Origin of the sequence: Paenibacillus sp. FSL H8-0548 (assembly GCF_038630985.1) — a bacterium.
Classification (GTDB): Bacteria; Bacillota; Bacilli; order Paenibacillales; family Paenibacillaceae; genus Pristimantibacillus.
Genome location: NZ_CP152049.1, coordinates 6,122,038 through 6,146,690 on the forward strand (window position 1 = coordinate 6,122,038; position 24,653 = coordinate 6,146,690).

Here is a 24,653-nt window from a genome sequence, read left to right on the forward strand (position 1 = left end):
CGAACTTCCAAGGTCGCCAACTTATGGTAATATATAAAAACAAAAAAACTAAGAGGTGATGGTCATAAAGTTTGAATATACTGTCTTGAGAAAGCAGGATGATATATACGGTGTTAAATATTTTTTGGATGAAAGTGAACACTTTCCAAAATACAACGATATCTCCCTCATAAGAGTTTTAAATATTCTTGGAGATCAAGGATGGGAATTGGTAGTCAAAGAAAACCAAAGTTCATATATTCTTAAACGTTTGTTGAAATAGTAATTCCTTGAAGTTTCAGCTTTTACATATCCTTTGTTAAGCTAGCGGAGCACGTTAGTTCAACAAAACACCCGCAGTCTAGGGCTTCACGTTCCCGTCCATAGCTGCTGCTGCTCTTTTTTCAGCCATACATATACCAAATTCGAGTGGCAGCTCTAAAGGTCAATTGACCCGGCTCAATGAGGGTTGTTGCGCTTTCCAGCGGCATAGCTGCCGCCTTGAAGAACACAGGCGCCGCCCCTGGCTGCGTTACTTCCTCGACTTTGCATGGAATCGCGGACAAGGAAACGCCGAGTGCCCGGGCGATGGTGGTAGCCTTCGCCTCAGCATTTCGCACAGCAGCGATCAGTGCTTCTTGCCGCGCCTTAGTGGCCTCACTAGAATCAAACTCTATCGAAGTAACCATGTTCGCCCCATTCGCAACTGCCGCATCAATTAGACGTCCAGCCTCCGTAACATTGTCTAACGTCACTTGAAGCAGATGGGTGACTCTGTATCCGCGGAACTCTTGCTTTCCGTCTATATAATCGTATTGAGGCTCAATTAGAAATTGTGTAGTTTTGATGCTCTCACGGGCAATGCCCAATTGCTCCAGCGCTTCAATAATCGCAGCCACCTTTGTAGCATTGTCAGATTGAACCGATTCCAGCTCTACCCCTTCACTAACGGTTCCCAGTGTAATCAATGTACGGTCTGGAGCTGCTGTTACCACACCTTCTCCCCACACCTCTATCGTAAAATCACATGAATGTTCTTTATGCTGAGCCATAGCCGCCATACTCCTCCTTTATCATCGCACCTTTAATTAAACTATGCCCATTTATTGCTTGAAATTCAATGTATCCGCCGCAACATTATCAGTTTGGATACATTATTTACTGTACTGCTGAGATCGTTGATAACAATGGATTAGTACCTCTTAGATTTCCAATAGGTTGGACAATTGAGTGGAACATTTTCACCCAGGTATCTCCTGAGGATTTTATTGATGAAGAACATGAACATCGATGGGAATATAACGAAGATCTATTTAAGTTCGTACACTATAGACAAAAGAGAATATTAGATCTTGGTTGATATCCTGAATTTCAGCCAAATGGCCAATATCGCTTAGTCTTAATTCAAGAAAATGATATTGAGATAATCTAAGTATTACTTCTTCTATGGTGCGTTAGCATACAATGGTGATAACTCCATATCTATTTTATCAGCAATAAGCGTATAAAACTCTGGAAACCTTGGGTCTGTTGGGCTTGGTATTTCATCAAAGGCCCGGATAAACAGTCCTTTTCCCCCAATTGCAGTTAAAATGTCTCCGGCTGTCCAGCTTCGGATTAGCACCTTCCCCAATTCAGAGCGCTCTTCTTCAGGCAGTACCTTAGCAAAAGCTACTTCTCCTTCTCTAACTTGATCGTCAAAGTAATTCCCCGATGGTTGATCTAAATGGAATTTGTTCTTCCATGAATGAATTAATTGTGAACCATTTAAACTTTATCGTTCTTTCTACAAAAAAAAGAACGCTCCCACCTCATCACTTGGGCTGCGTCCTCAACAATGATCGAACCCGGTAAGCCGCCAGCGCCATGCTCGCGGCCTGTTCCGAATTCATCAACTCAAATATGGTTTTTCTACTGAACGAGCTTATCTGCAAACCTTTGTAGAAGCGCCGCAACCTCAGCACGCGTCGATGCACCCTGCGGGTCAAGCATACTGCCTGCCTTGCCGGTAATCAATTGCTCAGAAACCGCCCATTGCATCGCCTCCTGCGCCCAGGCAGATACCTGTGCTCCGTCCACGAACCTCGAAAGCTCTCCAGCCTCCGAAGCTGCATAGCCGCGAAGCGTCGCATAACGATACAAAATAGTGACCATCTGCTCGCGCGTAATCGCATCCTGCGGCCCGAACAGCTCATCACTGTAGCCAGACACGATGCCTAGCTCATCAGCCCAAGCCGCGGCGCTGGAGTACCAGTTGCCAGAAGCAACGTCCGTGAAGCGGCTAGCACCCGCAGCCGGTTCTCCTGCAAGACGGTATAGCACCGTAACGAGCATAGCTCGGGTCATATGTCCCTTTGGATTAAATTCATTAGCCTTCACACCTGAGAATAACCCACTTCGGACTACATAAGAAATGCTGTCATAGTACCATTGTCCTTTAATCACATCAAGGAAAGGATTGCTCCATGCAGCAGCCTCATCATAACCAACCACGTAATAGGAAAGGTGGTTTACCGAGAAGCGAACCGTTTGCGTTTCTGCATCGTATTGACTAGGAACGCTTGCCAGTCTGCCCGCCTCGTCCAAATACCAAATTGCCACACCATTCTCCGCTTCGCCCTTCTTCAAGACGTACGGTAGCGTAATCGTCAGTTCCCCTTCAAAGGACGTGACGTTCTTTCCACCGCTGCTCATCGTAATATCATATACCTTGTTGCCGCCAGCAGCCTTGACCTGCTCGGCTGTAAGCTTCGATCCCTTGACGGCCTCGAGTGTAATCGTCACGCTCTGACCTGCCGCCTGCTTCGAGGCAGACAACAATGCCACGGCATCCAAGCTAACCGTCCCACCCGGCAGCTTAAATGCTGCAAACTTTTGGGACTCTGCCAGCTTCTGCAGAACAGAGACAGCAACCTCCACTGCGGCAGCATCCTTAATGCCGCTTAGATCAAAGCTTGATTCTGGCGAAGCATTCGCTAGAATTTCATCAAGCTTGCTTCCTGTGATCGCAAGCACGACACGAGTTCCACTTAGGCTATAAGGAATCGACACAGCCTGGCTTCCTGTTCCGACTTTAATAGCGGAATCAACAGAAGTACTGCCGCCGCTCCCCCCAATTCGTGACAAGCCTGCATAGGCGGCCTTCACCGCTTGCAGCGCATGATTCACTTCATCCTGAGTCGCAGCAGAGCTGCCGAGAACCACTTTCGCCGCAGCTACAGCGCTGGACAAAGCTTCCCAAGAGCTTGACGTATAGTCGCTTGCATTCAGCAGAGCAACCTCCGCCAGCTGCTTTTCAAGCTCACTTCTATCAATCACCTTTACCGTATTGTCACGCGTCGTAAAACGCGGCATGCCTTCGGCGCCTATGCTGTTCTGATAAAATGCCGCCATCGCTTCCATCGTGTTGTAGTTCCAAGTCCGTATACCCCATGGCATAGCAATCGTCCAGTCAGGCTGTGCAGCTTGTTCAGCCTGTGTCGGGAAAATAAAAGTCTCTCCAATAATCTGCGGCTTGCCATCTGTTTCGGCTATTCGCTTCGCCTGCTCATAATAACGTGTCGCGTACCCGTCCACATCGTAGAAATCGACCGATAGAACGTCGTAATAGTCTTTGCCCGGACTAAAGCTGTTCCAATCATTCGCGTCATACTCCGCAAGCCCGCCGTCTATTCCCTCATAGCGGTCGAACTTGGCGTCTCCATCGGCAAAGCCGTAATTATCCGGCAAGTCCTGAATGTTCCATACCCAAATAATGTTGGATAATCCCTTCTCGTTCTCCATGTAGTCGTGGAACATGCGGTAAAGTTCGGCGCTGCCCTCCTCGCCCGGGCGTCCGCCCCACCAGAATACATGCTGGTTCATTTCATGGAATGGCCGCAGCATAATCGTTACACCGGCGTCTTCAAGCTGCTGCAAATATTTCGCATATTCATCCATCCGCAGCTTCCAGTTGGTATTGAGCGGGGTACCTTCCGTCATCAGCTCTTTCCACTGGTCATTATACAAATAGCTGAAAATACGATTAGGGCTTGGCATCGTTTCATGTGCCTGATCTCCGCCCCAATTGCCCTCGGACTCCTGCTGCACCGTATATTGCGGAGGCGATACATGGAACATAATCTGAACCAGATTTCCGTTGTTCCATTGACGTATGACTTCATTAATCATGTTCTGGCGGTATTGCACCGTCCCGCCTGTCAGGAAATCCGCGCTGTACAGCGCCGGATATACGCCAAATTCATTCGCCACTCTCTGATGCAGCACATCGTTGTTCCCAGGATTGGCATAGGATTGGTCATGGTGCATAGACGACAGCATCCCTTTGCCAGTCAGATCCTTCAAATACTGGACGACATCCATCGCTGCCGGCAGCTTGCTTACGCTAATTTGCAGCTCGGCGTTGACATCGATCGTATACGTCGTTCCATCCAAATAAAGCTTGGCCTGCTTCAGCTTTAGGCTTGTGCTGCCTTCGCTCAGGAAATCTCCTTTGGGAACAAATCCAGCTCGGTTAGGCAGTACGGCTTCGTTCGTCGATTCGTAAGTCACCTGAACAATTTTCCCGCCGTTCGGCACGGAAGCACTGCTGTTCAACAGGGAGATTAGGTTTCCGACTCCATCAGCGTGCATATTGGTCGATTCAAAAGTAATTTCAGGAAGATCCGGCTTCTTATCAAAGACCAGCTCAATCTCGTCAAGCGTCAGCGTGCCGCCGGTTCCTCCAGCTATCTGATTGGCGTACAAGGCAAAAGTGACGATGCCTTTTGTATTCAGCGTACCGCTGCCTTCCTTCCGCTTAAACTCTTCAATCGGAATAGTCAGATGCTGCGGTTCGGTAAAAGCCTTGTCAAAACCCGCGAATTGATTCAAATGCAGCTCATAGGACGCTCCATCGGACAATTGCAGCAAAATATCCTGACCGGAAGCATCGCTCTGTATCCACAAATCAACCGCCTTCAGTCCTGGCCAGTAGCCATTCACTGGACGGGACCTTCCAGAATAGCCGTTCGTGAACGAATAAGTAAACCTCATGGCATTGTTCATGTCTTCCCCGAACGGCGACTTCACCAGTTCTGCCGTATTGGAGCCGCCATTGGTGTTGCGGGCATACGCATTCGCAAGCTCCGTACTGTTCGCGTAGGAGGAGAAATCATCCAGAACCATTCGATAATCACTCGTCTCGCCTTCCAATGACTGCGCGAACAGCCAATCGAACGTCTTGATCCCGTATTTTTCATCATAATAGTTGTCCAGAACCGGCACCCATGAATGGTGACCGTCATAAGTGACGCCATTATAAACCATATTCGCGAACTCGGTATACTTCACATTCGCTTGTCGGCTGGACAGCTCCTCGTAAGCTTTGCGGCTGTTGGCCGCGCCGATCGTACCGTCATTAGCGGCATGGAACAGCCATAAAGGAATAGACGTCAGCTTATCATAGTCTCCCGCAGTCAAATTCAGATTGCCGGGGACCGTAGTTGTGCTGCAGATCGGAACCGCAGCCGCATATAGGCTGGGCTCTTGCAGCAGCATTTTCCAAACCCTTGTACCGCCTGCCGATCCGCCAAACAAATATACTCGTGATGGATCAATTTGGCTGTCGCTCGCAAGCAGCTGCTTCACGAGCGCATTCGCTCCATCGACAATATCGTCGCTAGCGCCGTGTGCAGCGCTGAACTGCGGCGCTAATACATACATGCCGCCATAGGCTGCCTGCGCGGCGGGTTCGGCGAACGCAACCGCACCTTTGCTTGAGAGCAGCGGCAGCGCACCAACCGAGCCTCTCTCGCCATTGCCGTGCAGCCACACCACTAGGGGATATTTTTGGCCTGCCTGCTTCACTTTCGGAGTGAACAGGTTATAGGCATGGTCTCCGTTCGCATCGGTATAGGTGCCCTGCATAAATTCATCTACGACCAAATTGATCTGCTCCTTAAACACATAGTTGCTGTTATGAGCCAGCTTGTCGCCGAAGGCTGACTTCTGCTTGACGGCATAATCCAGCGTCAGCAGTGTGGTCAGCCTATTGACGCTATCCCACGCAGTAGTCGAGGCTTCCGCGAGGTCCCTGCCCATTTTGAATTCCAGCACAGCATATCGGCCTTTGGCAGCTCCCGTTCCCGTCATTTGGCCGCTGTCGTTGACGTAGACCTTCGTAATGGTCCGCAAGCCGTCAAAAGCAGCCGCGCCGGAGCTTGTCGTATGCTTCGCGCTTACCTCGAACGTATTCAGATTAAGATCCGCCGCATTCATCTCCGAACCCATATCGATGACGACGCCTTTCACATTCTGTCCCCAGTTCTGCACCTCGGTGACAATATTGAATGCATACTCATCTGTTCCAACGACGCTCCCGCCATCAAGCCTGGAGGAAAACACAGGAGTATCCAAAATAGACAGTGTGTTTTTATAGAAGCCGCGGAGCTCCTCATCGGTGTTGTATACCCAGGCATCGTCCGCCCACGGCATCATCATCACATAGTCTTTATACTTTGCAATACCAGCTGCATTCAGCAGCTTGAAGCTCTCGCCGATGCCGATTGGCTTCGGCCCATCATTTCCCCCGGCGTCTGCAGCATATTGCTTCATTTGGGCATAATACTGCTCGCCTCGGCTTCCAAGCCCGTTAGTGTAAGCATCCAGCGTCAAAATATCCCAATACTCGTTGCCTGGGTTATAGTCATTCCAGTTCAGGCGGTTGTCGAAATCCTGAACGTTCCACATCCAGATCAGATTGTCCAGCCCTTTCTCATTAACCAAATAGTCTTTGGTCAAGCGATAAAGCGCTGCCGTATTCTCCGGAATGCCCGCCCACCAGAATGCGTGCTGATTCATTTCATGGAAAGGGCGTATCATCGGAACGACGCCCGCATCCTCTAGCTGCTGCAAATACGTCGCATATTCATTCAGCCGAAGCTTCCAATTACTGTTCAGCTCTCCTCCATCCTTAAGCAGACTTTCCCACTGTGCAGCTGTCAGATTGGTTTGAACCGAGTTGCTGCTGCCTGACCAATCGGCGCCCTCCTTCTCCTCAGCAACCGTCCGCACCGGGGAAGTAACATGGAACATCACATTAATGAGCGCTCCGTCATTCCACTGCCGGATTGCCTCGTCGATCATTTTTTGCCGATTCGCAACATCCTCCTTGAGGAAAAGAAAGTCGCCGCTCCAGATGGCCGGAGTAACCCCCGTCGTTTCCATGATGCGATCAGTCGTAATGCGGGGCCTCTCATTCGGCTCTTTGTTGTGCATAGCCGACAGCGTGCCCTTCCCTGTCAAAATCTTCAAATATGTCAGTATATTGACGGGCTCTGCAAGATTGCTGACATCGACGCTCACCGGCTGATTCACATCAATCTCATATTGCTTGTTCCCAGAATAGATGGTCACCTTCTTGATGACTACCTCTACCTTACCCTCCGCTCGGAATACGCCCTTTGAGGAGAATAACCCGTCATTTCTGAGAATGCCGTCGCTGCTGCTCGTATAGAGCACTTGAAAAATCGAAGATGCATCGGCGGTATTACCCGGTACGAGCGAAGCGACAGACGTATTCTTCTTCAAAAGCGAAATGAGCGTATCATTGCCCGAAGCTGTCCAATCGGTATGCTCGAAGGTTATCTTAAAGCGTGGAGCTTCCTTGGCAGGCGCAAGGGTTGAATAAGAAATGCTGTCAAACAGCAGCGTGCCGCTGCGATGCTCGCCGCCCAGCTTTTTGACATAGAAGCCTAGTCCGCTAATGCTTGCCAAGTCTAGCTCAGTTCCTTTTTCAAGCGGTTTAAACGCCTCAACTGGTATTTCCAAATATTGAGCCTGCTTTGAGGTGGCGTCATAACCGCGCAGATCAAGCAGATCAAATTCGAACCAATTGCCGGCTGCACCGGACTCAAGCCGTACGAGCACCGTCTGGCCGCTGTTGCCGTTGCCCATGAACCACATCTTGATCGTCTTTGCCCCGGTGATGTCTACGTTCAAGCTGCGGAACGTTCCAGAGTAGCCCGATGCGCTGTTTGTGTTATAGGCCATGCTCAAACCGTTCTTTCCTCCTCCGCTGAAAGGTGATGCCTGCAGCGCTACAGCGTTGCTGCCGCCGCCCGAATCGCGCTGGTATTCGGCCGACAAAGCAGCCTGGCTTGCATAGCTGTCGAAGTTCTCGATGTCCGAAGTCCCGACCCTGCGCGTCTGGAATCTTGGCGTATCTCCAATTGCTATATTGCTTTGATAAAAGATTTTGATGGCATCCGCCGAATTTTCGTTAAACGTATCGCCCGCCCACGGCATGGCGAATACCCATTTGGGCTGCTGTGCAAGCTCTGCCTGCGTCGGCAGAACCCAGCATTCGCCGATCGCTATCGGCTTTCCGCCAGCAGCAGCAACTGCCTTGTCGTAATTAGCCTTTGTATACCCGGCCGCATCGTACACATCAAGTGCAAAAACATCCCAGTAGGCTGCCCCCGGATCGAAGGCTGACCAATCCGTGGCGTCGTAGCCATAAGCATTCCCATAGCCTGCCGGCAGATCCTGTACATCCCACACCCAGATTAGGTTGTCCAGACCTTTCTCATCGACAAGATAATCATGCGTCAATCGATAGATCGCTTTCGTGTATGCCGGATTGCCAGCCCACCAGAATACATGCTGATTCATTTCATGGAAAGGACGGAACATAACAGTAACGCCGGCGCTCTTCAGCTGCACCAAGTACCGATAATATTCATCCAGCCGTTTTTTCCAATTGATGTTCAGCTCTCCGCCATCCGTTATGAGGCTTTGCCACTGGGCTTCAGTCAGGTAAGCCTGGACGCCATTCTGGTCCGTGACAGCGGCGCGGTCATCCCATTTGCTGCCTGCTTTCTCCTGCTCCACAGTACGATTTGGCGGAGCTACATGCAGCATAATATTAACGAGCGAGCCGTCGTTCCATTGGCGTATCGCTTCATCGATCATCGTCTGCCGAGCTGTCACGTCGCGGGTCTGATACAGAAAATCTCCGCTCCAGATCGCCGGCGTTACTCCAGTCGTGCTGAGTATCCTGTCGGTAGACTCACGCGGTTTCGTATTCGGCTCTTTGTTGTGCATGGCCGTTAATAGCCCATTTCCCGAAAGCTGGCTCAAATAGGTCAGAACATCGACGGATGCATCCAGATTGGATACTTCGATCGAAATTTCGCCATGAATGGCCACCTCTTTCACCACGCCATCTATTTGCACGAGCACCGATTTCAGATTTACTCGCACGTTTCCGGCTGATTGGAAGACTCCTTTGTACACATAGCCGTCTGTGTTGGCTAGAACAGCTGGGCTGCTGCTCTCGAATGAGACGCCAACCAAGCGCCCGCCATTACTGATGCTCACATGCGCATTCAATACCTTTAATAGGTTGTCGTTTCCTTGCGCCGTCATATTTGTGCTGTTAAAGACGATCTCATCGCTGCCTACCGGCTTAGATCCGGCTGGGACGTATCGCACGATCTGGTCCAGCAGCAGAGTGGAGGACGCCCCCAGCTCTGACGTTTTGTTCACGTATAAGCCAAATCCTTTTACATCCTTCGGCTCGAAGACCATGCCTCCAGCTTTCGGTTTAAACTCCGATATCGGAACGATCAAATATTGCGATGCCGTTGATCCCTGATCAAAGCTGTCGAGGTCATTCAAATGCACTTCCATTGAAGAGCTAGCCCCGCTCGTGATCTGCAGTAATATATCTTGGCCAAGCCCATCGCCTGTAAACCAAAGACCGATCGCACCAGTGCCCGTCCAGTCCTGTCCGACCGCTGACTTGACCGCACCGGTATAGCCTGCGGCATTAAATGCTGCGGCGTCATAAGCGAAGCTCATCTCCTTTCCCCCGCCAGCGGAAGTGGATGCGACAAGCGTCTTATCGTTGATCCCACCGGATGAATTGGATACCCAGGCCGTCGACAGAGCAGCATCGTCCGCATAATCCTCAAAGTCGTCTATCGCAACTTTTTCCGCAAAAATCAGCTTTACCTCGTCAAGGAAGACGCTGCCTGTTCCAGAACCCCCCAAATATATGGAGAACGAAATGACATTTTCCGTACTCGAAATAGGAGCGGTTCCGCCTTTAAGCACAAACTGCTCAATAGGAATGACCAAATGCTGCGGGTCTGCACTGTCGCTGTCAAAGCCCTCATGCTTCTTCAGGTCAACCTCGTATGAGGTACCTGGCCATGCATCGCCAATGTTCAGCTGTAGAATGGGATTCTGAGCCGGGGCAGGCATCTGCACCCAAAGCTCGATGGCAGACAGACCTTTCCACACGCCGTCAAGCGGTAAGCCACCAACATCTCTTCTATGGATAACTCCGTTATAGCCTTGATTTAAGTTGTAAGAGAATTGCATCGCCTTGCCTAGTCCTTGGCCGAATGGCGAGTCGACAAAGGAAATCGAGCCAACACTCGGATTGAGACTGTAATCGTTTACAGAAGCTTCGTTGTAATCTTCCAACACGACTTTAAATTCATCGCTCAAATCACCCAAGCTGCTCGGGCGCGTCGCATTAAGCTCTAATGCGCTTGCTATTTCCGCTGCTTGATCCGGATCAGATACAAGCTCATTGCTTGTCAGTTCTTCGATCTGGACCGGTGCTTCCCCACTGGCAAGCACGGCAATTGTATCCCCAAGCATCCCAAACACCATAACCAGCGACAGTAAAAGCGATAATCCCATCGAAAGCCTTCGTTTTCTTTGCATGCATGTTACACTCCTTTTTTTAACTATATAAGTTGAACTAGAAATTTGCGTTTTGGATGCTGCGCGAGTAAATCATTCTTTAGGGTCGCGATTGCAGCCAAATTCTTTGATTTCCTTCCGAAACTCGCTGTATCATGCACTAAAAGTCCCTGCTCGTTTAAGGAGAAATAGCCTAGACTGCACTTAATACAACAGAAACCTTACATGAGAGCTGTTTCAGACGGTTACAATGTAATACTGCAGTAGAATGAGCTCCAAACCAATGAATATCGCCCTATAATTGGAAATCCATTGTACAAACTGCAGTGTACGAGTCGAGTCAGGCAAGTAACGTCGATTACGTTGTACAAAGTGCAGCGTAGCCTCGTCCTATAGAGCGATTTCATAGATTAACCGATCGAACTAGCACTCCCAACCTAAGAGCCGGAGAAAGAAAACTAAAGTCCCCCCAAATATAAGTTGAACTAAACATTTACGTTTTGGGCGCCGCGCAAGTAGATCATTCTGAAAGGCCGCTGTTGCAGCCAGATGCTTTGATTTCCTATGATATATAAAGGTAAGAATAAGACTGCAAAGGCGAACACTTCGTTTCTCCAAAACGATCTTCTCACTCCGCTTAAACTTCACTTTTCAAGTTCAACTTATAAATTCAGAATTGTGCACCTGTTTGAAATCATTCATTGCCAACCACCTCAGAGGACAGCAGATACAAATACGGAGAGTGAATCTAGATGCCCACTCTCCGCGTTGTCACTTCAATAACTGTGCTGGATTGCCTTTACGATACTGCCACCTATCTTGCTTGCATAAACAACCGGTAAATGACAACTGCCGCTTGCGCTCTGGTAGCCTGCGCCTGAGGAGCAAAGCTTCCATCCTCCATGCCCGTCATTAGTCCCACTGCTTGTATTCGCGCAACTGCTTCCTGCGCATACTCGCTAATGGCGTCACGGTCTGCAAACCTGAGGTCCGTATTGGACACTTGGCTGCCCGTTCCTACCAATTGCACGGTGCGATCGAGAATAACAGCCATCTCTTGACGGCTAATCGGATCATGAACGCCGAAATTGCCATCTGCCTTGCCCTTCACGATGCCCAGCGCCTGCGCGCTTGCAACTGCAGACGCATACCAAGCATCCTGCGAAACATCGCCAAAGCTGCTTGCCTTCGAGCGATCATTCAGGTCGAGCGCGTTCATCAGCATCTGAATAAAAGCTGCCCGCGTCACCTTGCCATCAGGGTTAAACCTGTTTTCGCCTATTCCGGCAATCACGTCTCTAGCAGCCAACGCCTCAATCGCGTCAGCAGCCCAAGCCGCTTTGCCGAGATCGCCGAAGGATACAGAATGATAGAAAACGGCGTACATGCTGAAATGCTGTGGTTTAAAATCAAGCCCAGCTTTTTCCTTGCTGTACAAACCGTTCTTCACCACCGTAAGCTTGCCGTTTGCATCCACATAATAAACAACTACTTTGACTGGGTTTTCATCAGCCTTCAGCTTGTATGGCAGGTAAACCTGTACATCGCCGTCATTGAATTCACTTATTTCCTTGCCGCCCAGCTTCAAGCTGAAGTCATAGACTGCTTCGGAAGCCAGCTGTTCACTCGCCGTGCCCGGCAAAGCGGAGGCTGCAATCTTCTTCACGGTAAGCTCTAGATAGGTTGAAGCCGTTCCGTCTGCTTTCGCAAGCAAGGAGTGGCTGAGTAAAACGGTAGCCCAGCCGATATCTACTTGGACAGATGCACCATTTGAATCGGAAACAAGCTGCTGCACAGGAATCTGAATGTTGATTTCCTGCATACCGCTGATCGGCGCTGCGACGATACCGATCGGCTTGCTGCCGTTTTGCTTGAGCGCTTCTGCCAACTGTTCGTTAGTCATTCGAATAACAACTTTACCGTCCACTTCCACAGCAGAGTGCACCATGATTATGCCGTCCTTCACCGTAATCGGTGTGGCAGGTACGGCAGGCGCGGCAGGTGCTCCCGTGTCTGGAGCAGCTGTCGCCGATGGCGTCGGTATTGGCGTTGAAGCCGGTGTCGCCGATGGCGTCGTTGTTGGCGTTGATGTCGGTGTCGCCGATGGCGCCGTTGTTGGCGTTGGCGTCGGTGTCGCCGATGGCACCGTTGTTGGGGTCGGCGTAGCCGATGGCACCGTTGTTGGGGTCGGCGTAGCCGATGGCGCCGAAACGGTAACAGCTGCGCTTGCCGTCTTGCTTCCGTCAACCGTCGTTACCGTAATAACCGCCGAGCCTGCTGCTATCCCTTTTACATTGCCATCCGCATCTACAGCAGCTACACCCTCGTCGCTGCTTGACCAGATAACATCACGGTTCGTAGCGTTAGAAGGGTTAACGGATGCATTCAGCTGTCCGCTCTCGCCCACCTCCAAGCCTAACGTCTGCTTGTTCAACGTCACATCTGTTACTGCAATTACTGGATCAGACAAATCTACGAGCCTGACAAGCTCAACATCCTCCACAGCGATCCAGTTGCCGCCGAGATCCTTGGAGTGGAAACCGATGGTCAGCTTTCCGTTTCTTACTTCAAGATCGCTCAGTTTCAGATAGGACCATACGCCCTCTCCGACAGGGAGACTAATGCGTCTTGTTTCTTGCCCGTCTATTGCTGCAAGCATTTCTGCTGCCTGCTGTCCGCCCTTGTTTTTGGTCCATGCCCGCAGCTCATAAATGCCGTCTGCAAGTCCCGTTACTTCTTGAGAGGTGGTCACCTCGAACGCCGAAGCATTCCAGTGTACGAGTCGGTATGCTCCCGTGCGCACATCTGTTGCTTCCAGCTTGACCGTACCGTCTGTTATATCGCCGCCGTTTGCATCCGTATGCTTCCAATGAGTCGGCAGTACTGGCCATGCCGACGCGTCAACCGCCTCGTCAAAGCTTGGGTTCAGAGCATAGTTGGTCAATAGCGGGCCCGTACCGTCTTCATAAGGATTATTCGGTACCGCCACCTCGATCGTATGCGAATCTGAGCTCAGAACTGTACCGTCATAAAGCTCTACAGATACTATGATTTCCTTAGTACCGTTCGACAACTTCGATGTCATGTATGTCCAAGTGCCGTCCTGTTGCACTGGTGCATGGAATACCTGCAAGCCTGCCTTTATAGTGACAAAATCCGCTTGAGCCGCCGTCCCTTTAATCGTGAACGGCAATGCTGCAATCGTCGCCGCACTCTTATCGACCGACACGCTCGATGAGGCCAGTCGATCCTTGAATTTAGCACCGTTAATATCATCGATATACAACGTGCCTGAGCTGGCAAGCGAATCCGGAGAGCCTCCGACATATAAAGAGAATGCGGTAATATTCTCATTCGGATCAGGCCTTGCGCTCTGATCGCTGCTGTACCAGCTTGGGAAACGGAAGGAGTCGAATGGCACATATACGAGGCGCGGGTCCATACCTTTGAATACCGCCTTCGTTTCCCAGTACTTGCCCGCTGCATCCGTGAATTGAATGGCAAGCTCGTTGTTCGCACCATCCGGCTGCAGCCAGAAGCTAAAGCCGTCATAGCCCTTCAGGTTAAGAAAATCTGGATTAAAGCTGCCTCCGGCATAACCAGGACCGCCGAAGTTATAATCCACCTTCAAGCCGTAGCTGCCTTCTGATTTATGGCTCGCATCAAGCGATACATCAAAGGAGCCGCCGCCGCTGTTGCGGGTGAACGCTTTGTTTATCAAAGCATTGTAGCCGCCATAGCCTTCAAAATTGTCCAGCTTCGTAGCGTTGGCCAGCTTCACGTCATCCACGTATACGGTACCCACATTGGAGGATGTGCCGCCGCCACTGCTCACAATGATGGCAAATTCACTGACGCTGTTCAAATTCATAGCGCCCGCTCCGTAAGCCTCGATGTTCCACTGGGGCTGCACGAAATCAGACAGCTTAATTTCAATCGTCCCCGTCGTTCCTGACATCGTCGTTCTGCCTTCCCACACGCGGTTATCGCCCGTTTTGATCTGGAAGGTGAGCGTATTGCCTGAGCCGTCGGTTTTCACCCACGCATGCAGCGCGTCGAAGGACGAAAGATTTGCACCGTCCAAAGAACGGGACAAGCCCGCGTAATAAGCATTGCTGAAAGCATAATTCAGCTTCAAGCCGTAGCTGCCATGCTTTTTATTCAAAGAATCAAGCGAAATTGCAATATCGTCTCCGTTCGGATTCCGGGTATAACGTGCCTTCAGATTGTCATCAAGACCATAATCGTATTCACCATCCTCGAACACATTTGCCGGTGGCTTGTCAGTAAGTGGAATCATGTTGATGCCGTAGCCGATCTCCACGCGTGCAATAGCCGGAGATGCTCCGCTTGTGCCAGCAGCATAAACCGATTTAATATAACGGGCAGCCGCAGGAAGGGCAAAATCAGTATAGATCACCTTGCTCCAACCACCGCTTGTTTGTACCTTGCTTACAGCAGGCGTAATGGGCGTGTAGTCCACTCCGTCAATGGAAGCAAAGAAGGCAATCCCTTCGCTGCCACTCGTATAAGCGGTCACACGGTAGGAGTTCACGTCACCGTTCGTCTTGTAAACAAGCTCTCCCGCATTTCCGTCTGACTGTACAAGTGTTGCAAGGCCTTCTGTTTCTTGTGTTCCTTGGACCACAGCAAGATTTGCGGATTTATAGTCGTAAAGCTGTGTGAACGATGAATCGATGATGAAGCCATTCCTCTCAAGAGCCGGAATCGCAGCATGCCCGATACCAGCGTACGTATACTCAAGCTGCACCTGATCGATCTGAACAGAATTGTTGCCCGCAATGCTGAATTTTACAAACCGGGTATTTGGCGGCAGCTGGTCTGCCGTATATACCGAACCATTGGCAACAGGTTGAATCTCAACGAAATTGCTGTTCGTTGCGGATACGTACCATTTCACAGCACCGCCGCCTGTTTGTTTGACGCTAATTTTGTTCAGCGGCACAGGAGCTGCATAGGTGATATAGCCAGCTTTCGCCGTAGATACGAACGCTTTGTAGCCTATTCCAAGTTCATTCCCATCCGGCGAGCTTGTCTGCACGTTCGCGGAATGGTCATAGGCATACACCTTGCGTTTTTCCTTGTCGCTATAGAGCAAGCTCAGCTCATCCGTAATCACATGAGACGCAGCCGTTGTTACCGTGTTCGACCATGCCGAAGCTCCGGATTCATTTACGCCGCGCACGCGGTAGAAGTAGCTTGTGCCGCTGATCGCATTCTCGTCGTGGAACGATGGAGTTCCAGCGCGTCCGCCATCTGAGAAGCTGCCTGCGACCGTCACCCAGTTCTGCTGATCCTCCGAGCGCTGCACCTCGTAGCCTGCCGCACCGACGGAGCCCTGCCATTTGATGTCGGCCACCGAGATAATCGGGAAGAGCAATGGAGCATTCGCAGGCGCCTTGATCGCTGGCACCGGCAGCGCTTTATTCACATCGTCATGCTTCATATAGTGGGCATACTTATGAACCGTGCGGATGATGTCCGTTTCTCCGTAATAGTCACCGGAGCTGAAGCCCGGCCAGTGATAAGACGCCCAGTTCCCCGGGTTCTCGTCATGCCAGAAAAACCCGCCATCTTCCTTATGGGGACGAAGCGACCAAATCATAATGCCATCCGTGCCGTTCTTCAAAGCGGCGTTGAACAGCGCATCTACTGGCTCTGCCGTTGTATACAAACCGAACTCGCCCAGAATATACGGCTTTTTGCCAAGCGCCATCGCCTGATCAGCATTGACCTTGTCAATAAAATTTCCCGTGTAGAAATGGTTGCCTACGATGTCGATATTGGCATCGCTAATCGATTCAGGATGTACCGCAAATCTGCCGTCAAGCAGAAGCTGCTCCGGCCGCACTTCTTCTTTAATATAACGAGCGACCTCAGTCGTCCACGCTTGCGGGAACTTGTCCTGGTTATAGCCGCCAAGCTCGTTGCCCGTTTCCCAAGCGAGAATCGCCTTGTCTTCTTTATAAGGCACGCCCGTAATCGTATTGACGCGGTTCATCATGTAATGAATAACCTGCTTAAAGTCCGAGATAATCTGAGGATCAGTGTAAAATTTCCACGCATCCTCATCATTAGCTGCATCGTTCGAAATCGTACCTGGATAGCGGAAGTTTACATAGCTTTCAATGCCGCCCTCCCACTGCCACTGATCCACGAACGGGATAAGCAAGCGGATGCCATGTTCATTGGCAAGCGCGAGCAGATTATCGAGCTTTCTGAAGCCCGCTTCATTAAACTGCATCACGCCGCTTGCATCCGGACCAAGAATAAGCGCATAGTCCGCATTCATATTGTCGTATCGTTTCACAGGAGGAATATAGGTGCGAGTCACGCTTCCTCCGATTTCTGCCAGCGTGCGAAGCGCATCCTCCTGCGAGAATTCCGAATCCCTCATGCCGCCTGGATAGTTGAGTGAAGCGAAGCGGAACACATCTTCGCCATCCATCAGCTTGTCGCCTTGGGCCGTGATGAAATGCTCAAACACAGAATCAGCAGCCGCAGAACCCGTCACTTGAATAGGCTCGCTTATCGAAATTGCCCCTGTGCGTCCAGCTTCATCTCTCGGTGTCACCTCGAACTTCACGAAGCTGTTCATAAAGGTCCTTTTTAATTTCAAGGTCGTACCCGTCTCCCCAATTATTGGAGAGTAAGTGCCGTTCTCCGAATCTGACAGAAGCCAGCGATAAGCAGAGCCTCCCTCTTGATTGCCATTCATATTCGCATACTGATAACTGCCGTTCAGTGTCTCGCCAACCTTCGGCGTTCCACTTATTGACACATGATTTGCCTTAACGCTCTCGTCGTAGCCGAGAATGGCAGCGAACCTGAGCGCCAGCTTCTGATGCGCCGCTTCATTCGGATGCGTGCCATCGATATAATCGCTGCTGGACAGCCAGCCTGTCGTATCAATATAGTGCACCTTATCATCGCCGTCCGCCTTGCGCTCTTCTACCGCGCTAAGCGTTTCGGCTGCATAGGCACCGTTAAACAATCGCTGCGCATAAATATCCGCATGGGGATATTTGGCACGAATATTTGCTAGGAATGCTGTATAGGCAGCTTGGTATGTTTCGGAAGGAACAGCGAAGCTTTTATCGTTTGTTCCTACATTGATGACGACAGCGTCAGGCTCATAGCGACCGAAGTCCCAGTCCGCCGTATCGCTGGATTCAGCATTTTTCAGCTTAAAGAATTGCTTGCTCAGGCCAACTTTATTGGAGACATAGCTTCCTCCTTCCCAGTTGTCGACCAAGTTGATTCCGCTATAGGCAATTTGGGTATGCTCATAGCCCAGCATCTCCGGCGCAAGCCATGCGAAATCCGAGAGCGCATGCTTTGGCAGCAAATAACCTGCAAGTATGGAGCCGCCCGTAAATTCGATCGTCTTGCTGCCGACCTCAGGCAGCGCTGTCGTTGCATGCTCATCCAGCACAAGGCCTCTGAATTGAATGTTCTGATCCGTGTAGGGAGCAATAACCATCAGGCTGTGCGTGCCTTCTGCAAGCGGCGTCGCCGTCAGGTCGACAAACCCATTCGCAGCCGAATAATACGTTTCTTTCCCGTCGATTCTTACATATACATTCGATGAACCGCCAAGCGCCAGCTTCACGGTCGTCCCGGTAAAGTTAACCTTGAAATAGGTGCCCGCCCAAGAAGTTTTGTAATTGGCGGCATCACGGTCATCCCAGCGGCCAAAATACTTAATATTCGGGTCTGTTGGCAGTACCGTCACCTCGGCAGCAGGCGCAGGCTCGAACTTCGCCAGCTGGATATCGTCGAAATAAGCGGTTTTTGTAGCTTTAAGCACCACTCGAATTTCGCTATAATTGCCGCTGTTGAAGCTTAGCTCATACAAGGCCCAGTCGGCAGGCGCATTGTCCTTGGTCGTCACCTTCAGCGCCGTATTCGCACTGTCCGCTGAAGCGGTGCGATATTCAATCGATGTGCCGCCCGCATCTGCCTTGGCATAGAAGCTGAGGATATACTCCGTATTCTTCTCTACCGCAATCGGCAGCTGGCGCGCGTACGGATAGCTGCCGTCGCCGTTAATGCGAAGTGCATAGCTTCCCGACCGGTAGGTCGAGCTCACAACAGAAACCTTGGAAGCATCGGAGACTGACCAATCGGTCAAATCTCCTGTTTCGAAGCCCGGATTTGCAATCATCCCCGCTGAAGCCCCATGCACATCATCCCCGCCTAAAGATGGAGCAACCAGACTGATAAGCAATGATAATACCAATAGAAATGCCATCCACCTTCTTGATTCTCGTTTTTTCACTCGCAAAATAATCATCCTTCCATTGTTCCTTCTGTTCATGCTCAAATGTCAGCCTTTCACTGAACCAATCAGCGCACCCTTCACGAAATGCTTTTGCAGAAAGGGGTATACGAGCAGAATCGGCAAGCTCGATACGATGATCGAAGCCATTTTGACCGTAAATTCATTCACTTCGCTCTGATAGCTGATCGATATGCCCGCTTGCTGGATCGCCGCTGACGTATTGCTGATGAGATCCTTAAGCACCATCTGCAGCTGCCACATCCCCTTGTCCGTCATATAGATAACGGAGGAGAAGAAATCATTCCAATACCATACGGCGATGAATAGGCCTATCGTTGCCAGCACCGCGTTCGAGAGCGGCAGTACGATTCGGAAAAATACGGTCAAGTCGTTCGCCCCGTCCATCTTGGCAGCCTCCTCCAGCTCCTCGGGAATGCCGCTGAAAAAGCTCTGCATCACGAAAATATTCCATGCCCCCATCGCGCTCGGCAATATTAACGCCCAGTATGAGTCGATCATACGCAGCTCCTTCACGAGCAAATAAGACGGTACAAGCCCCCCGCTGAAGAGCATCGTAAAAAGAATGAGGAAGGAGAAAAACAGCTTGCCCCGTAATCTTTTTTTCGAAATTGCATAAGCGGTGGTGGCCGTGAAGAACGTCCCAATAACCGTCCCGCCGATCGTGGAAATGACCGTTACCTTAAATCCAGACAGTATGGATACGTTCTGCAAAACCGCTTGGTAGGCCGAGAAGGAAAAGCCCGCCGGCACAAGAAAAAAACCACCTTTTGCAATATGGACAGGATCGCTGAGCGATCCCATCACCATGTACCAGAACGGATAAATCATGATCACCATCAAAATGATAAAAAATAAATAATTAAGGCCGGAAAATATTTTCTCACCTGTGGACAATCCCATTCCTGTTCCCTCCCTGAAGGCTCATGGACCAGCCCGTGAGAGGCTGTGTTACCACAGCCCCTCCTGACCGCTTTTTTTCACGATTTTGTTGACGGTTACAATTAACACCATCGCGACTAATGATTTGAATACGCCCGCTGCGGTCGCGTAGCTGTAATTCGCATCCTGGATGCCCACGCGGTACACATACGTATCGATAATGTCCGCGACCTCGTAGACGAGCGGACTATACAGGAGATAAATTTGCTGAAAGCCCGCTTCCAATATATTCGCCAAGCTCAGGATAACAAGAATGAGAATGACCGGCCTGATCGAAGGCAGCGTCACATGCCACATTTGCTTCGCTTTATTCGCACCGTCCATGCGCGCCGCTTCGTACAGATCCGTATTCACACCAGCTATCGCAGCTAAATAGATAATGGTCCCCCAGCCTACCTCCTTGTAAATATCGCTCACGACAAGAAGGGACCGGAAATAATTCGTATCTCCCAGAAAATCAATCGGCGCCGCGCCAAACCATTCTCTTACAGCGTTAATCAAGCCATCTACCGGGTTCAGAAACGTAATCATCAGCCCCGAGAAAATAACCCAGGATACAAAATGCGGCAAATAAATAACCGACTGCGTCATCCGCTTGAATGCTAACACCTTCAGTTCATTCAGCAGCAGCGACAGGATGATTGGAATCGTGAACGATGCCGCCAGCTTATACAGGCTGATTAAGATCGTATTGCGCAAAATTTCATAAAAATCCGGGGATTGAAACAGGCGCTTGAACTGATCGAAGCCAACCCATTCGCTCCCTCCGATACCGTTATAAATGTTGTAGTCCTGGAACGCGATTATGATGCCGTACATAGGCGCATACCGAAATAATAGGATCAGCAGCAAGCCTGGCAACAGCAGCAGGTACAAATATTTATCTCGGATGATATCCTTCCGAAAGGACCGTATGGAGGCTTTTCGCGGAGTATCGGGTTTTATTGCAATGTCTGGTACAGCCTCCATCGCTTGTCAGCTCCTTTTTCATTTGAAAGGCTCAATATTCTCGTTATACCAAGCCTCATACTCGGTATATTCCTGCTGCTGCTGCTCGAACAGCCTTGAGGCCTCCTCATCGATCTGCTTGCCGCCAAGCTTCTCGTATTGCTTCACGAAGGAATCAAATGCGCTTGCTGGCTTCTTGCCGGAAATAATCGACCAGAACAGCTCATCGCGCTCCTTCTTGATATCCGCGGAATATTTATCCCACTCCGGTCTGTCCAGCGCCTTGAAGTACACAATCTTCTCGCGCATCGGCTGAGACGTTTCGATCTTCTTCTCGAACATCGCCGTAACCTCAGGCGTGTTTTTGATATTAGCCGCATCCTTGCGCTGTACGTACCAGCCAAAGTTGCCAAGTCCGAGCTTATTGCCTTCATCCGGTGTAATCGTTGGTGCAAAAATGCCGTTATCCATCGTGTAATGCTCGCCATCCTTGCCGAATGCGAGCAGCTTGAATACCTCAGGCGTCGCCATCGTATTCAGCACCTGCACCGCGCTGTCGGTATCCGCCGTATCCGTTACGACCAGATAACACCAGCCAATACGCGGATCAGGCTGGTCGGAGCCGAAGCCGTCCGCACCTTTGATCGGTTCAATGGATAGGTACTCTCCGGTCGGATTAAGCTTTTTAAATGACATCGCCGCCGAATTGCCTGGATTGAAATAATCCACCCATCTATAGAGTGAGCCTACCTTGCCTGCTGCAAAAATCTCGTCCACCTTTTGGTCGGAGCTGTTCGCAGACGTCGTCATGCGCGGGTCGATGACCCCCTCCTTGTAGAGCGTCTGCAGGAGCTCCAGCACCGGCTTCACCTCAGGCATAACCGCACCGAATTTAATGCTGCCATCTGACTGCTTGATGAAATTCTCCACATCAATACCGTAAGCGTAGAAGAATGGCGCCAAGCTGCGGTAATAATTGTCACCCGACAAGCCGAATGTGTCTTTCTTGCCGTTGCCATCGGGGTCGTCATTTGTGAACGCACGCAGCACGGCTACATATTCCTCCAGCGTTTGCGGCACCTCAAGCCCGAGCTTATCCAGCCAATCCTTGCGGACGATCGTCGTCATATAGCTCGCTTCCGGCACATCTCCTGGTATGCGGAAAATTTTTCCGCTTTTATCCCAGTGGTAAAACATCGTTTCTTTCGTATAATAATTGATAATTTCTTTGCCGTACTTTTGCAGGGAAGGCGTAACATCCTGCACGATGCCAGCGTCTATCCACTTCTTATATTCCTTCGTATCCCCAGTCCACAGTATGTTCGGCCTCGTATCCTTAGCGCTCATCAGCAAGTTGATCTTCGTGTTCAGCTCCGACCAATCCGGCAGGAAGAGCGGCGCCACATCAACGGTCCGCTCAAGCTTTGCCGCAAGCTCCCCCTCAAGCGCCTTCTCTGCCCACGAATCCGGCGTTTTGGGCCCTGCCATTAACGCCATGCTGATTTTGAGCGGCTGCTTAGGCACATCAGCGGTCTGCTCACCCGCATTCTTCTCCCCGTTTCCACTCACCGCCCCCTTGTTTTCATTTCCTGAATTTCCTGAATTCCCTGAACATGCCGACAACAACAGCGTTACAGCCATTGCCGCTCCAACCCAAGCCTTTTTCCTCATTCCCCATCCCTCGATTCATCCAATATTCAACCTTTTCAACAATTTGAATCCGCTTTCATTTTCAACTAGATTATATATCCAGCAGTTTGTTTTGTAAACAACAAATTTAAACTTTATTAAATTAATATAATTAAGTATAATTAAACGAACCAATATCTACTTAACCGAAATATGTGAATACAACTGTGATTATAAGTTTTCTGTACTGTATAACCTCTTTCCATTACTCAATAAAGATCAATTTTTTCATCAAGAAAATTTGTTAGCTTCTCCATATTTCGAATAAAAGTTGAATAATGTTGAAATTTTAAATACTACTTCATCACGAGCTATCAACGAGTGTCAACGCAAAAAAAAGAGCCGCGCCCAGACAGATAAATCCGTCTGAAAACAGCCCTTTCTTTTGGACCAAGCTATAATTCTGATATTCCTACTGACCATTAATCAGCTTCAAGTTCTCCTGCCATTTTATGGTACGGAATTCATTAACCTTATCGAAGCCAAGACCCGTCGTTGTTTTCTTCGCTTCCTCAATCAAGCTAAGCACCTCGGCATCGCTCTTAGCAAACAGAATTTTACCGAAATACTCATTAGCTGTCTCGGTTACCTGCTGATTAATGATCCCTTCATCCGTCTCTGGAGCTGGATCAATATTGTTGAACTGCGTCATATTCTGTGAAGTTTTCCAAGCGATGTTCAACTGCGCCAAAGCACCCCAGTTACGTTGGTCCTCCGGCAGCGTTTGCTCAATTTTTTGCTTGCTCGTATCGACAAAGGTTGCATTTCCTGCCCACACGTAAGCCTCAAGCTTATCCTTGTCCTTCTCTTCTTGCGTGGTACTGAACCATTTGTCATTCGGAATCGGAGCGCCGTCTGCATCCAGATCGTCCCAGTACAAGCCTTGTGGCCCGAAGAACATGACGCGTGTGCCTTCTTCGCCCGTCATCCAATCCAAGTAGGCAAATACGGCTTCCGGATTTTTCGAGCTGGTTGTAATTACGTTAACGTTCCAGCCAAGCGCGTTATAGCCATTTGGATAAATTTTATTTTTGTCTAAGCTAGACTTGGCGATCGGCCAAATAAACTCATAGCCTGCAGATGGATCCTGCGCTTTCAAAGCATTATGACCTTCACGACCCATATTCGTAGCATTGCCGCCAACAAATACAGCAACTCTGCCTGTGGCAAGCTTTTCTTTTACTTGATCATCCTTTTGAGTCATTGCATCCTGCGTCATTAAGCCTTCTCTAAACAGCTTGCTTGCGTACAGCATCGTTTCCCTCCAAGCCTCGTTATTATAAATGGTGTCAAATTTGTCGCCGTTCGGATACGCCTTCATGCTATGGAACGCACCTGCTGCACCCTCTTGGAAGCTTGGGAACATCACCTCTACACCCGAACCATTACCGCCAACCTCTAATGGCACAACATCAGGATATTTTGATTTCACCTGCTGCAAGTAAGTATACAAATCATCTGTAGTCTCAAGCTTCGGCGAACCCAGCTCCGCATAAATTTTCTTATTCACAAACCAGCCGCCATTGCCTGTCGGAGCTGCTGTATACCAGTTCGGGAATTGATAGATTTTGCCGTCACTAGAGCGCAGCATGTTCAACGTTTCTTCGCCCGCCCATTTTTTCAAATTCGGATATTTATCAATATAATCATCAAGAGGAACGAGTGCCCCCGCTGATCTCAACCGCTCTACCTCAGGTCCACGGTCCATCATAATCGCATCAGGAAGCTCCTTGGAGGCAATCATCGTACTCAGCTTTTGCGCTGCTGCGCCGCCGGATTGAATAGGATTTACAGTTACCTTAAGATTGTCTTGTACCCACTTGCTGTTCGGGCTCGCTCCCCATGGCTCAGTCGTCCACCAGTCATAATGGACATAATAAGAGAATGATACCGGTGTTTCCCCCAAAACAAATCCATCGCTTGTGCTGGCTTTATTCGAATCTTTATTTACTGGATCGCTTGAGCTACCTGTATTTCCGCCATTATTGTCTGAGCAGCCTGCAAGCAGCACCGAACCGGCTAGACCAACGGTCATTAGCGCAGTAAGCAGCTTTCTTCCTTTCATATTCGTACG

Annotated in this window: 8 protein-coding genes; all 8 read right to left on the reverse strand. The window is 49.9% G+C overall.

The window, feature by feature from the left end:
- Window positions 1-383: 383 nt before the first annotated feature.
- The 8 genes from MHI37_RS26140 to MHI37_RS26175 all read right to left on the reverse strand — a co-directional run bounded on the left by MHI37_RS26140 (window position 384) and on the right by MHI37_RS26175 (window position 24,644).
- Complete coding sequence (locus tag MHI37_RS26140; protein WP_076335910.1) at window positions 384-1,031, reverse strand: SIMPL domain-containing protein; 648 nt, start codon at window positions 1,029-1,031, stop codon at window positions 384-386.
- Between the two features lie 392 nt (window positions 1,032-1,423).
- Window positions 1,424-1,612 (reverse strand): hypothetical protein, encoded by a 189-nt coding sequence (locus MHI37_RS26145; RefSeq protein ID WP_076335909.1) that lies wholly within the window; start codon window positions 1,610-1,612, stop codon window positions 1,424-1,426.
- 278 nt (window positions 1,613-1,890) lie between these two features.
- Window positions 1,891-10,698: a glycosyl hydrolase gene (locus MHI37_RS26150; protein WP_076335908.1), complete on the reverse strand. Its 8,808-nt coding sequence runs from the start codon at window positions 10,696-10,698 to the stop codon at window positions 1,891-1,893.
- A 793-nt stretch (window positions 10,699-11,491) separates the two neighbouring features.
- Entirely contained in the window at window positions 11,492-19,018 is a 7,527-nt protein-coding gene (locus MHI37_RS26155) for an S-layer homology domain-containing protein (RefSeq protein WP_144023628.1), read from the reverse strand.
- A 9-nt stretch (window positions 19,019-19,027) separates the two neighbouring features.
- Complete coding sequence (locus MHI37_RS26160) at window positions 19,028-19,903, reverse strand: carbohydrate ABC transporter permease (RefSeq protein ID WP_076335906.1); 876 nt, start codon at window positions 19,901-19,903, stop codon at window positions 19,028-19,030.
- A gap of 48 nt (window positions 19,904-19,951) precedes the next feature.
- Window positions 19,952-20,911: an ABC transporter permease subunit gene (locus tag MHI37_RS26165; protein ID WP_179090167.1), complete on the reverse strand. Its 960-nt coding sequence runs from the start codon at window positions 20,909-20,911 to the stop codon at window positions 19,952-19,954.
- An 18-nt stretch (window positions 20,912-20,929) separates the two neighbouring features.
- A complete protein-coding gene (locus MHI37_RS26170) occupies window positions 20,930-22,561 on the reverse strand; it encodes an extracellular solute-binding protein (RefSeq protein WP_076335905.1) in 1,632 nt (543 codons plus the stop codon).
- A 430-nt stretch (window positions 22,562-22,991) separates the two neighbouring features.
- Window positions 22,992-24,644: an extracellular solute-binding protein gene (locus tag MHI37_RS26175; RefSeq protein WP_076335904.1), complete on the reverse strand. Its 1,653-nt coding sequence runs from the start codon at window positions 24,642-24,644 to the stop codon at window positions 22,992-22,994.
- Between the last annotated feature and the right edge of the window lie 9 nt (window positions 24,645-24,653).